Raw genomic sequence first — 11,976 nt, 5'->3', positions numbered from 1 at the left:
GGTGTGTAATACGAACTGCTGAATCAGTAGTGTTAATATGCTGACCTCCAGCTCCTTGAGCTCTGTATGTGTCTATTTTTAAATCTTCATTATTGATTTCGATATTTATTTCATCATCGTTAAATTCTGGAATTACATCGATTGAAGCGAAAGATGTATGTCTTTTTCCGGATGGATCAAAAGGTGAGATACGCACAACTCGGTGAACACCTTTTTCTCCTTTTAATAAGCCATATGCAAAATCACCTTCAACTTTTATAGTTGCTGATTTAACACCAGTGATATCACCAGATTGATAGTTTAAGTAGCTGTATTTTAACCCCTGCTTTGTGAAGAATCTTTCATACATACGTAACATTAATTCTGACCAGTCTGTAGCATCAGTTCCACCAGCGCCGGCATGTATTTCTAAAATAGCAGTATTATTGTCGTATTCTTCTGAGAATAATAATCTAAAGCTAAAATCTTCAACACTATCTTTAAGATTGACTACTGTTTCTAGCAAATCTTGATAAATTTCTTCATCATCTTCATCTTTTAAAAACTCAACCATCTCTTCAGAGTGCTCTAAATAGTCTATCATTTCACTGAATTCATCAAGTTCTTTTTTTATACTTTTTGATTCGGTAACTAATAGACTAGCTGCTTCGCTATCATTCCAAAAATCAGCCTCAAGCATCATATTTTCAATTTCAGCAACTCGTTCAGATTTATCCTCTATTTTTAATGAAGTTTTAAATTCCGTTATTCTTTTGTTAATTTCTTCGAGTTCTTTTCTAAGTTCAATAAGTTCCAAAATTTTTACCTCTATTAACTTCTTTCGTTTACTTATTATACAAGAATTTTATTGAAGTTACAAGGAAGGGAGGAATAAATTATAATACTTTTGATTAAATATACATTTAGAAATTAGGTTAGAAATTCTTGTTATAAGTTGCTTCATCTACAGATTATTATTTAATTTTCAATATTATGTAGCAATACTACGAAAAAATTAGTTGGATTTCCCATCAAAGATAATTCTTAGAAATACGATTGTATCAAGGAGTAAGTAGAATAGTGGAATAAAAGGTCAAAAAAAGTCAAAAATATTTTAAAAAAGCTATTGACTTATTTTGACCTTAATGATATTATTATATATGTGATTAGCAGTCAGATAGTTAGAGTGCTAAAACACAAAATTGGAGAATAGGTGATGACGATGTTAATAGATAGACAAGTACTCATTCTTCAATCTATAGTCGAAAATTTTATTACGACTAATCAACCTGTAGGTTCTAAGCAAATTGCTCAAAATATTGATTTCAGTTCGGCAACGATAAGAAATGATATGAGTAAGTTAGAAAAAGAAGGATTGATTAAAAAGACTCATATTTCATCAGGTCGAGTACCTTCGGAAAAAGGTTATCGCTATTATGTAGATTACATAAAAAAAGATTATGAACTATCGAATAGTGAGAATGAAAAATTAAAACAACTCTCTGGTGGTGATATAGTCTCGGAAAATAATTATCTAGAAAAAAATGCAATAGTACTATCGGACTTAACGGATTGTACGGCGGTGATATTAGCCCCGACAAAAACGGATAGGCGCATTAATAAAATAGAGGTTATTCTTCTAAGTAGTCGTAGTATTCTCGTTATTTTAGTAACAAATATAGGAGAGGTATTCCAACAAAACTATAAACTTGATGCGGATTTCACTGCAGAAGATATAGGGGAGATTAATAAACTTCTTCAAAGTTACTTCTATGATGTGGATATGGCAACAGCTCACATAATGATCCACGGTGAGTTAGAAAAATATCTAAAGAATAAAGTTAACAACTACGATATGATAGTGGTGGCTTTAAATAGATTGTTGCAAAATAAAATTAAAAAGACTGTAGCATTAGGGGGTAAGTACAATTTACTTAAACAACCCGATATAGACAATGTAGAAAAACTAAAAGAAGTAGTATCGCTCTTAGAAGATGATAAGATAGTCGAGCTTCTAGATAATAATGAAGTAACAGACAAACCATCTATTAAAATAGGAACTGAGCTTAAACTTGGGAATATAGATGATCTTTCATTAGTGTCTAGTAGTTATAACACATCAAAAGGTCAAGGTGTAATAGCCGTATTTGGACCAAAGAGAATGGACTATTCGAAAATCATGACACTTATAGCTTGTGTTCGTGATAATTTAAATAATAATTTAAAATAATTAGGAGGTAGAGATGGCTACTGAAGAACAAAAAGAAACTCTACAAGAAGAAGTAACAGCAGAAGAAACTGTTGAGACTGAAGAAACTACAGACTCTGAAGAAGTAGTTGAAAAAACTGCAGAAGAGTTATTACAAGAACAAATTGAAAAACTGCAAGAAGAAGTAAAAGCGTCAGAAGATAAATACTTACGTCTTTACGCAGAATTTGAAAACTTTAAACGACGTAAAAATCAAGAAATTGACACTATAAATGCTTATAAGAGTCAAAAAGTGATTACAGAAATCTTACCAAGTTTGGACAACTTAGAACGTGCTTTACAAGTTGAGTCAACTAATGAAGAAGTACAAACAGTTCTTAAAGGTGTACAAATGGTATACGAAGGATTACAAGCAGCGCTTAAATCAGAAGGTGTTGAACTAGTAGAAACAGAAAATGCTCAGTTCGATCCAAACTTCCACCACGCAGTAATGCAAGGAGAAGAAAGTGACAAAGAAAGTGGAGTAATCTTAGATACATTCCAAAAAGGATACAAACTAAAAGATAGAGTAATCAGACCAGCAATGGTTAAGGTTAACTCGTAATTATTAATCCTTAGTTTTTTCAAACCTAGAAGGTGAAGAAAAAAGTTAGGAGTAAGAATCGCACAGCTACACCAAGAATGAGGAGCGTAGCAACAAAATGATTGGTATGTAGCCACTGCGCAGATATATACTCAAAAAATTAAGAACGCAGTGACAAAAAAATTTGAAAGTAGCCACTGCGTAGAGTATTTTCAGTGTAAAGCTGAAAAGCATTTAAAAAAGTAATATAAGACTCTGTTAGAGTGAAATAATCATTTTAACAAATAAATTTGAAAATATAGTTATTATAAATTTAAGGAGGACAAGAATATGTCAAAAATTATAGGTATCGACTTAGGAACAACTAACTCATGTGTATCAGTATTAGAAGGTGGGGAAGCTAAAGTAATCCCTAACCCAGAAGGTAACAGAACTACACCTTCTGTAGTAGCATTCAAAGGTGATGAAATTCAAGTAGGGGAAGTAGCAAAACGTCAAGCAATCACTAACCCTAACACAGTAATTTCTATCAAACGTCACATGGGTACAGATTACAAAGAAGATGTAAATGGTAAAAAATACTCACCACAAGAAATCTCAGCTATGATCTTACAAAACTTAAAAGCAACTGCTGAAGCTTACTTAGGTGAAAAAGTAACTAAAGCTGTTATCACAGTACCAGCTTATTTCAACGACGCTCAACGTCAAGCAACTAAAGACGCTGGTAAAATCGCTGGATTAGAAGTAGAACGTATTATCAACGAACCTACTGCAGCAGCATTAGCATATGGATTAGAAAAAACAGATGTAGATCAAAAAGTATTAGTATTCGACTTGGGTGGTGGTACTTTCGACGTATCTATCTTAGAATTAGGAGATGGAGTATTCGAAGTATTAGCTACATCAGGAGATAACTTACTAGGTGGAGATGACTTCGACCAAGCTATTATTGACTACCTTGTAGATGAATTCAAAAAAGAACAAGCTATTGATTTATCACAAGATAAAATGGCAATGCAACGTCTTAAAGATGCAGCAGAAAAAGCTAAAAAAGACTTATCTGGTGTAACTTCAACTCAAATTTCACTACCATTCATCTCAGCTGGAGCTAACGGACCAGTTCACTTAGAAAACACATTAACTCGTGCTAAATTTGATGAACTTACTCACAGCTTAGTAGAAAGAACATTAATTCCAACTCGTCAAGCTCTTAAAGATGCGGGATTAAATCCAAGTGAAATCGATCAAGTAATCTTAGTTGGTGGATCTACTCGTATCCCAGCAGTACAAGAAGCTGTTAAAAAAGAAATGGGTAAAGAGCCTCATAAAGGAGTAAACCCTGACGAAGTAGTAGCTATGGGTGCTGCTATCCAAGGTGGAGTAATCACAGGGGACGTTAAAGACGTAGTATTATTAGACGTAACTCCATTATCATTAGGTATTGAAACAATGGGATCAGTTATGACAGTATTAATTCCAAGAAATACTACAATCCCAACTTCTAAATCACAAGTATTCTCTACAGCTGCAGATAACCAACCAGCAGTAGATATCCACGTATTACAAGGTGAACGCCCAATGGCATCTGACAACAAAACTCTTGGAAGATTCCAACTTTCAGATATACCACCAGCACCACGTGGAGTACCTCAAATCGAAGTTACATTCGATATCGACAAAAATGGTATTGTAAATGTTACAGCTAAAGATCTTGGAACTCAAAAACAACAAAAAATTACTATTGAATCAAGTAGTTCATTAACAGATGAAGATATCGATAGAATGGTTAAAGAAGCGGAAGCTAATGCTGACGCTGATGCTAAACGTAAAGAAGAAGCTGATGTACGTAATGAAGCTGATCAACTTTCATTCCAAGCAGATAAAGCATTAGAAGAAGCTAAAGATAAAGTAGACCAAAGCTTATTAGATAACATTAAAGCTAAAAACGATACATTAAAAGAAGCTATTAAAAACAATAACTTAGAAGAAATTAAAGCTGCTAAAGATGAATTAAACAAAGCTGTTCAAGAAATGACTATGAAACTTTACGAGCAAGCTAATGCTGCAGCTAGAGCTCAAGGAGCAGATGCAGGAGCAACTTCATCTAACAACGATGATGACACAATCGATGCAGACTTCACTGAGAAAAAATAATTAAATAAATAGTCTAAGGGAGTTGCCCACAGGTTCTAAATTCTGAAAAAGTTTATATGGGAACTCATAGACGCAGTGGTTTATTGATATCTAAATTTGCTTTATAAAAGCTTTTAGATATCTAATAAACTTTGCGGGGGTGACTCGACAAAATCGATTTCTCCGAAATCACGATTTTTGAGTCACTCCCTTTGTTAAATAATTATAGGAGAGATTAAGATGGCTAAAAGAGATTATTATGAGGTACTTGGCGTAAGTAAAAGCGCAAGTGCAGCTGAAATTAAAAAAGCATATCGTAAATTATCAAAACAATATCACCCAGATATCAACAAAGAGCCAGGCGCTGAAGATAAGTTCAAAGAAATTTCAGAAGCGTACGAAGTACTGAGTGACGATACTAAAAAAGCTCAATATGATCAATTTGGTCACGCAGCATTTGAAGGTGGAGCCGGTCAAGGTGGATTTGGTGGCTTCGGTGGAGGTTTCTCTGGATTCTCAGGTGGTTTTGATGACCTTGGAGATATTTTCTCAAGTTTCTTCGGTGGTGGAGGATCACGTCGTAATCCAAATGCCCCACGTCAAGGAGAAGACTTATTACACCGCATTCGTATAAGTTTTGAGGATGCCGTATTCGGTACGAAAAAAACTATTAAAATTCGTAAAGATGTAGAATGTGACCACTGTCACGGAAGTGGAGCGAAAGATTCTTCATCTGTAAACACTTGTCACAGATGTAATGGTAGTGGACAAGAAGCGGTAATTCAAGATACTCCATTCGGACGTATGCAAAGTCAACGTACATGTTCTGAATGTCAAGGACGAGGTAAAATCATTAAAGATAAATGTGCTCATTGTTTCGGTAAAGGATATAATAACCGTGAAGTAGAATACGAAGTAGAAATTCCAGAAGGAATTAGTTCAGGACAACGTGTTCGCCTTCGTGGTAAAGGTGGAGCAGGAGAAAATGGAGGTCCAGCAGGAGATTTATTCATAGAGGTAATCGTTGCTGAGGATTCATACTTCCACAGAGAAGATGATGACATCTACACTGAATTAAAACTTTCTCCAGCACAGGCTGCTTTAGGAACAAAAGTTGATGTTCGTACATTAACAGGTGAAATTGAACTAAATGTTCCAGCAGGAACACAACACGGACGTAAATTCCGTCTAGCAGGTAAAGGCGTTAAAAGCGTTATGGGATATGGTCAAGGAGATCACTATATCGTTGTATCTATTGAAATCCCTAAAAACCTATCAACAAAAGAACGTGAATTATACTTAGAACTTGCTAAATTAAATAATGAAAAAGTCGAAGAAGATGAAAGTTTCCTGGATAAGGTAAGTAGAAAAGCAAAAGATCTATTTGACTAATAAGATGAAAAGCTCAGAGATTTCTGGGCTTTTTTTCTATTTTATAGAGTATTATACTATATTTATTTGAATTTTTTTGTAATACAAAGTAAAATATAATATGGATATAAAATATACAAAAGAAGGAGTGAGGAAATGTTCATAAGCGGTTTTAAGACTGATCAAGAGATTAGTATGTTTTTATTATTAGATAATGTAATTCGTGGAATTGCGACAAGTGGGAAACCATATTTAACATTATATCTGAAAGATAAAACTGGCAGCATTGATGGGAAAATTTGGGAAGTTAAAGATGAAGATAGTGAAAACTTAAAAGCTGGTAAGATGGTTTATGTTGAAGGAACGATTTTAGATTATCGTGGAAAACTTCAGCTGAAAATTAAAAACTATCGAATGGCTACAGAAAATGACAACATTGATATACAAGATTATATTCAAACAGCCCCAGTACCAAAAGATGTAATGATAAATGAATTAAATTATTTCTTAAAAGAAATAAGTAATGAGAACTTAAGAACTGTAACAATTGAATTGTTAAATAAATATAAAAAACAATTTATTAGTTACCCTGCAGCTAAATCAATGCATCATGATTTTTATTCAGGATTGATTTACCATACAACAACAATGTTGAAAATAGCAAAAGCGTTGGTGGGAATTTATCCATCCTTAAATAAGGATTTATTATATAGTGGTATTATTTTACATGATTTAGGGAAAACTATAGAACTTAGTGGACCTGTAGGTACTTCTTATACATTAGAAGGTGAGCTATTAGGGCATATTGTTATTATGAGTGATGAAGTAGCTCGAATGGCTGATAAATTAGGTATTGAAGCTGAGGAGATTACATTACTTAGACATATGATTCTTGCACATCATGGTAAGTATGAATTTGGTTCACCAAAACTACCTATGATTAAAGAGGCGGAGATTATTCATTTTATTGATAATATCGATGCTAGAATGATGATGTTTGAGAAAAACTTAGCGAATGTAGAGCCTGGAACATTTAGTGATAAATTATTTGGACTAGAAGGAAGACATTTCTACGTCCCTACGTTTGATAGAGAAGATAATTAAAGAAGAAAATTATAGAAAGAGAAGAAAGTATGAACAAAGGAATAAAATATATATTAGGTTTTGTTGCGATTTTTGTTGCGGCTGTAATATGCGTATTTGGAATTATCAAATATGAAGAAATGCAAGAAGGAAGTACAACGAATAATAGTGCTAACTTAGGAAGTGTAGATGGAAAACAATTAGATAAAGAGACTACGATAATTATTGAAAAACTTTCAACATTAAATGATATCGATGCTCTTAATTCAGAATTACACTTATCACAATCTGTAATTGATATCTTGAAAAAATATGCACCGACTGTAAGTTATGCGGTAGATAACAGTGAAGGATATGATGTAATCTATTTCCGTTTAGGTGGCTATTATGCTAATCGTCAAGTTAATGATGTAAATAAAATTATCGGTTCTTATAGAGTTGATGGTGGAAAATTAACATCAACAGGAGATGACTTAGATAAGATAGGATCTAAAGTTAATGGTAATGATAAGTTGAAATGGAATAACATAAACGTAAATAACAAAGACCATGATAAAGATGCTGCAAAAGCTATTGCTGATAAATACTTTAGCGTTAGTTTAGGTGGAGGTATAGATAATATGATTGGATTATTTGGTTATTTATCAGATTTCAGTAAACATGTAAAAGATGCTCAACTAGGTATGAATGTTGTGCCAATGTCATTAGCAGAAATAACAGATATTTATAACACTGCTTCTGCAGAAACATTTAGTGCTGAACAAGTTTACAAAAAAGTAACATCATTACAATATGCTAAATATAAAGAAATTGATGATAGTTATAAAGGAAATGAAGACAAGTACAATAAGAGTGTTGGAAACGGAGAAGTTGTTTACTTCAAGAAAGATAAGATGTACCTTGCTGTATTTGGTGGAATCGGAGGAATGAATCCAATATCTCCAGCAACACCAGATAAGTTTAAAATAGAAGGTGATAAAGTTATCGTACCTCTAATTGATAGCTCTAGTGGCGGAAGACAATCAGGACAAATGGTACTACGTCTAAATAATAAAAAATATGAAGGCGGACAAAGTAGATCTAAATATTATGTAGAAAGCGTAAGTAATTAGACTATAAAAATATTATAAAAAGTAGAAGATAGGATTAAGTCCTGTCTTTTACTATATATATGATAAGGAAAACTAGTAAGGTATGATATTAAATATAAATGATAAAATAGCATTAGTAGTTTGCTCAAACGGAAAGAATATTGAAGATAGAGCGAGATTAGAAAAATTAGAGAGTATCTTAGTAGAGATGGGTTTAGTACCTGTCTTTACTAAATATATCTATAGAGATAAGTATGGACGTGCCGCAAGTCCACAACATAGAGCTGACGAATTAATGTCGTTTTATAGAAATAATGAGATTAGAGCAATCTTTGATATTTCTGGTGGAGATATTGCTAATGAAATTTTGGAATATATAGATTATGAAGTAATAAAAGAAAACTATAAACCATTTTTTGGATATAGTGACTTAACGACAGTATTAAATGCTTTAGTATGTAAAACAGATAAAATAAGTTATCTATATCAAATTTTAAATATTATAGAAAATGAAGAAATACAAACAAGTTTTGAAAATACATTTTTGAAGAAACAGAACTCTTTATTTGATGTTAACTGGAAATTTTTACAAGGAACAAAAATTGAAGGTGAAATTGTTGGAGGAAATATTAGATGTTTCTTGAAATTAGCTGGGACAGAGTATTTTCCAAAAGTAGAAAACAAGGTGCTTTTCATAGAAGGACTAGGTACTTCAATAGAAGGTCTACTAACACATCTTGCCCAGTTGAAACAACTAGGAGTATTTGATAAAATTTCAGGATTGTTAATAGGAACTTTTACAAAAATTGAAAAAGAATTTTCTGTAGATGAAATATTTGAAATTATTCAGGAGTATATCCCATCTTCTTTACCAGTAGCAAAAACTCAAGAGGTTGGACACGAAAAAGATTCAAAAGCATTGAAACTTGGAGAAAAAATATATATTAAAAATGAGTTGATCTAGGCGATCAACTCATCTTTTTTATAGTTTATACCATTTAGAAATAGCTTGAGTACCATTAGTATTTCTTACTTCTTCTTCTAACTCGTTGTAGATTTTATATGCTGTTTCAAGTCCAGGAAGTTTGATATTCATTTTTTCACATTCCTCTAAAGTTAGTTTCATATCTTTAATAAAGTGGTGAATGAAAAATCCTGGTTTGAAGTCTCCGTTTAGGATACGTGGCCCATATGAAGTCATCGAGAAGCTTCCGCCAGAACCTGTTGATACTGTTTTGAAGAACGAGTCTAAGTCTAGTCCAACTTCTTTAGCGAATTTAAAGCTTTCAGCAACAGAAATCATAGTAGTAGCTATAGCAATTTGGTTAGCAAGTTTAGCATATTGCCCTTTACCAGCTTCACCGAAATATGTAATATTTTTACCAAGTTTTTCAACTAGTGGAAGAACAACTTCTTCAAATACTTTCTTGTCCCCACCAGCCATGATAGACAATGTAGCATTTCTTGCTCCAACATCGCCACCTGTAACTGGAAGGTCGAATGCATATGCTCCAACTTTTAGGAATTCGTTGCTGATTTTTTCAGCGAGTGTAGGTGAAGAAGTAGTCATATCTACGAAGACTTGCCCCTTTTTAGCTGTCGTAATTAATCCTTCTTTACCTAAATATACTTCTTCAACATCTTTAGGGTAACCAACCATAGTGAATATGACTTCGGCAAATACTGGTGCATCTTTAATCTCTTCAAGAAGAGTTGCTCCACGTTTTACTAAGTTGTCAGTTTTACTCTTTGTTCTGTTGTAGACGAAAAGTTCATGACCTGCATCTAATAAGTGTCCAGCCATGCTCTCACCCATAACTCCTGTTCCAATCCATGCAATTTTCATAATGAGTTCCTCCATGTATAATTATATTTCTTCTTTAATTATACCATAAAAATTGAAAACGTTATAATTCGTAGTTTGAATAAATAGGGAAAGAATTTTAATAACATCGAAGAGAAATATATGATATAATATTCAAAGTAATAAGATAACTAGGAGGATGTTGTGAATAAAAGTAAATTAAAAGAATTTTTTATGTGTACAAGACCACATAGTTATCCAGCATCGATAGCACCAGTTTTGTTCGGAGCTACGTATGCATTGGGATATGAGAGTAAATTCTCAATTTTAAAATTTATATTGTTTTTACTAGCTTGCTTGTTAATTCAAGCTGCGACCAATTTATTCAATGAGTATTATGACTACAAACATGGATTGGACAAGGTCGATTCAGAAGGAATTTCCGGTTCGATAGTGAAGGGAAATCTAAGCCCTAAAGAGGTTATGGTAGGAGCCTTAGTATTATATGCACTAGCATTTGTACTGGGGTTAATATTAACTTTTATGACTAGTATTTATGTACTAGTGGTTGGTCTAGTGTGTATGCTTGCTGGATATTTCTATACTGGAGGAAAGTATCCTATAGCTTATTCTCCGTTTGGAGAAGTTGTCTCTGGATTCTTCATGGGAACAATAATAATAGCTTTATCGTTCTATTTCCAAACTGGCTATGTTAATGCTGATATTATTGTCGTTTCATTGCCTTTATTCATCATGATAGGAGCTATTTTATTAGCGAATAATATACGTGACTTAGATAATGATAAAGAATCTGGAAGAAGAACCTATGCAATATTAGTTGGAAGAAATAATGCGATTAAAACAATGGCAGGTAGCTTCATCGTGGTATATTTACTAAATATTTTATTTATATTTACTAAATATGCTTCATGGTGGAATCTGCTAGTGCTGGTTACTTTTCCTTTAGCGATAAAAATAATTAAAGGTTTCAGTGCGAACAATCACAAAAAAACAATGGCACCGTATATGGTGCTAACAGCTAAGTTAACGATTTTTGTAGGATTCATAATGTCGTTAGCAAATATACTGAAATATATAATGAATTAAAAAATATTAAAAGAGTCAACTTTTTTTGTTGACATCTCAAACTAAAAGATATATAATAAATAATGTGTTTATGAGGTGATATTTAATGAAATGGTTAAGATCTTCGTTATTCAAAAATAATAGTGATACTTTTGTTTTTGAAGAAAATATAAATGTTAAAGTAGCACACTATGATAGCTCTCTAAAAGATATTAGAGACGTTGTTGTTAGTGGAAAATTAACTCGAGGTGGACAAGATAAAATCTATGCCGATCTATTAATTAAAGGTAACTTCGAAATGATTTCAGGAAAAACACTAAAAGAAGTTGTTGTTCCATTCGAAGTCGAAGAGAGAGAAGAATACGTTGATAAATCTGTATTTGCAGGTGAAGAGGTATTCGACGTTAATTTAATGGATATGTATATTGATTTAACACCTTTAGTGAATGAGCTTATAATTTTAAATATTCCAATAACTACTTCTGATGAAGAAGAGCTTGAGATGGTTTCTGGTAATGACTGGGAACTGGTTTCTGAAGAGTCTTTAACTGATGTTAAAGAAAAGAAAGAATCACCATTTGCAGCTCTTAATGGATTATTTAAAGAACAATAAGAATTATTTAAAATAATTGGAGGA

General features: G+C 32.7%; 11 protein-coding genes. 9 read left to right on the top strand and 2 right to left on the bottom strand.

Features of this window, described 5'->3' with window-relative positions; genetic code table 11:
* Positions 1-796 (bottom strand): PCRF domain-containing protein (locus RYK99_RS02340; protein WP_314989791.1); only part of this gene is annotated, 796 nt, incomplete at its 3' end.
* A gap of 399 nt (positions 797-1,195) precedes the next feature.
* On the opposite strand from RYK99_RS02340, the gene hrcA reads away from it, so the two are divergent.
* The 7 genes from hrcA (at position 1,196) to RYK99_RS02305 (ending at position 9,413) form a co-directional block, all read left to right on the top strand.
* A complete protein-coding gene (hrcA, locus tag RYK99_RS02335; protein WP_314989789.1) occupies positions 1,196-2,209 on the top strand; it encodes a heat-inducible transcriptional repressor HrcA in 1,014 nt (337 codons plus the stop codon).
* Between the two features lie 13 nt (positions 2,210-2,222).
* Entirely contained in the window at positions 2,223-2,792 is a 570-nt protein-coding gene (gene grpE, locus RYK99_RS02330) for a nucleotide exchange factor GrpE (protein WP_314989787.1), read from the top strand.
* Between the two features lie 309 nt (positions 2,793-3,101).
* On the top strand, positions 3,102-4,925 hold the full coding sequence (dnaK, locus tag RYK99_RS02325; RefSeq protein ID WP_314989785.1) for a molecular chaperone DnaK: 1,824 nt from the start codon (positions 3,102-3,104) through the stop codon (positions 4,923-4,925).
* A gap of 219 nt (positions 4,926-5,144) precedes the next feature.
* Positions 5,145-6,296 (top strand): molecular chaperone DnaJ, encoded by a 1,152-nt coding sequence (gene dnaJ, locus RYK99_RS02320; protein WP_204642532.1) that lies wholly within the window; start codon positions 5,145-5,147, stop codon positions 6,294-6,296.
* Positions 6,297-6,431: 135 nt separating this feature from the next.
* On the top strand, positions 6,432-7,379 hold the full coding sequence (locus RYK99_RS02315) for an HD domain-containing protein (RefSeq protein WP_314989782.1): 948 nt from the start codon (positions 6,432-6,434) through the stop codon (positions 7,377-7,379).
* Between the two features lie 29 nt (positions 7,380-7,408).
* Entirely contained in the window at positions 7,409-8,470 is a 1,062-nt protein-coding gene (locus RYK99_RS02310; RefSeq protein WP_314989780.1) for a hypothetical protein, read from the top strand.
* 82 nt (positions 8,471-8,552) lie between these two features.
* Positions 8,553-9,413: an LD-carboxypeptidase gene (locus tag RYK99_RS02305; protein ID WP_314989778.1), complete on the top strand. Its 861-nt coding sequence runs from the start codon at positions 8,553-8,555 to the stop codon at positions 9,411-9,413.
* Positions 9,414-9,431: 18 nt separating this feature from the next.
* On the opposite strand, the gene RYK99_RS02300 is transcribed toward RYK99_RS02305, so the two are convergent.
* Positions 9,432-10,295 (bottom strand): NAD(P)-dependent oxidoreductase, encoded by an 864-nt coding sequence (locus tag RYK99_RS02300; RefSeq protein WP_314989776.1) that lies wholly within the window; start codon positions 10,293-10,295, stop codon positions 9,432-9,434.
* 162 nt (positions 10,296-10,457) lie between these two features.
* Between RYK99_RS02300 and RYK99_RS02295 the strand changes: the two genes are divergently transcribed.
* Together RYK99_RS02295 and RYK99_RS02290 are read left to right on the top strand one after the other, a co-directional pair.
* Complete coding sequence (locus RYK99_RS02295) at positions 10,458-11,360, top strand: 1,4-dihydroxy-2-naphthoate polyprenyltransferase (protein ID WP_314989774.1); 903 nt, start codon at positions 10,458-10,460, stop codon at positions 11,358-11,360.
* 85 nt (positions 11,361-11,445) lie between these two features.
* Entirely contained in the window at positions 11,446-11,952 is a 507-nt protein-coding gene (locus tag RYK99_RS02290) for a YceD family protein (protein ID WP_314989772.1), read from the top strand.
* Positions 11,953-11,976 lie beyond the last annotated feature (24 nt).

Source organism: uncultured Gemella sp. (genome assembly GCF_963537375.1).
GTDB lineage: Bacteria > Bacillota > Bacilli > Staphylococcales > Gemellaceae > Gemella.
Note: the sequence above shows the minus strand (reverse complement) of the source record. Positions and strands in the feature narration are given on the sequence as shown.

Excerpts from the sequence above, each read along its gene's own strand:
- RYK99_RS02305 (WP_314989778.1), top strand. The coding sequence starts at position 8,553 with ATGATATTAAATATAAATGATAAAATAGCATTAGTAGTTTGCTCAAAC.
- RYK99_RS02290 (WP_314989772.1), top strand. The coding sequence starts at position 11,446 with ATGAAATGGTTAAGATCTTCGTTATTCAAAAATAATAGTGATACTTTT.
- RYK99_RS02315 (WP_314989782.1), top strand. The coding sequence starts at position 6,432 with ATGTTCATAAGCGGTTTTAAGACTGATCAAGAGATTAGTATGTTTTTA.
- hrcA (WP_314989789.1), top strand. The coding sequence starts at position 1,196 with ATGACGATGTTAATAGATAGACAAGTACTCATTCTTCAATCTATAGTC.
- RYK99_RS02300 (WP_314989776.1), bottom strand. The coding sequence starts at position 10,295 with ATGAAAATTGCATGGATTGGAACAGGAGTTATGGGTGAGAGCATGGCT.
- dnaJ (WP_204642532.1), top strand. The coding sequence starts at position 5,145 with ATGGCTAAAAGAGATTATTATGAGGTACTTGGCGTAAGTAAAAGCGCA.
- RYK99_RS02310 (WP_314989780.1), top strand. The coding sequence starts at position 7,409 with ATGAACAAAGGAATAAAATATATATTAGGTTTTGTTGCGATTTTTGTT.
- dnaK (WP_314989785.1), top strand. The coding sequence starts at position 3,102 with ATGTCAAAAATTATAGGTATCGACTTAGGAACAACTAACTCATGTGTA.
- grpE (WP_314989787.1), top strand. The coding sequence starts at position 2,223 with ATGGCTACTGAAGAACAAAAAGAAACTCTACAAGAAGAAGTAACAGCA.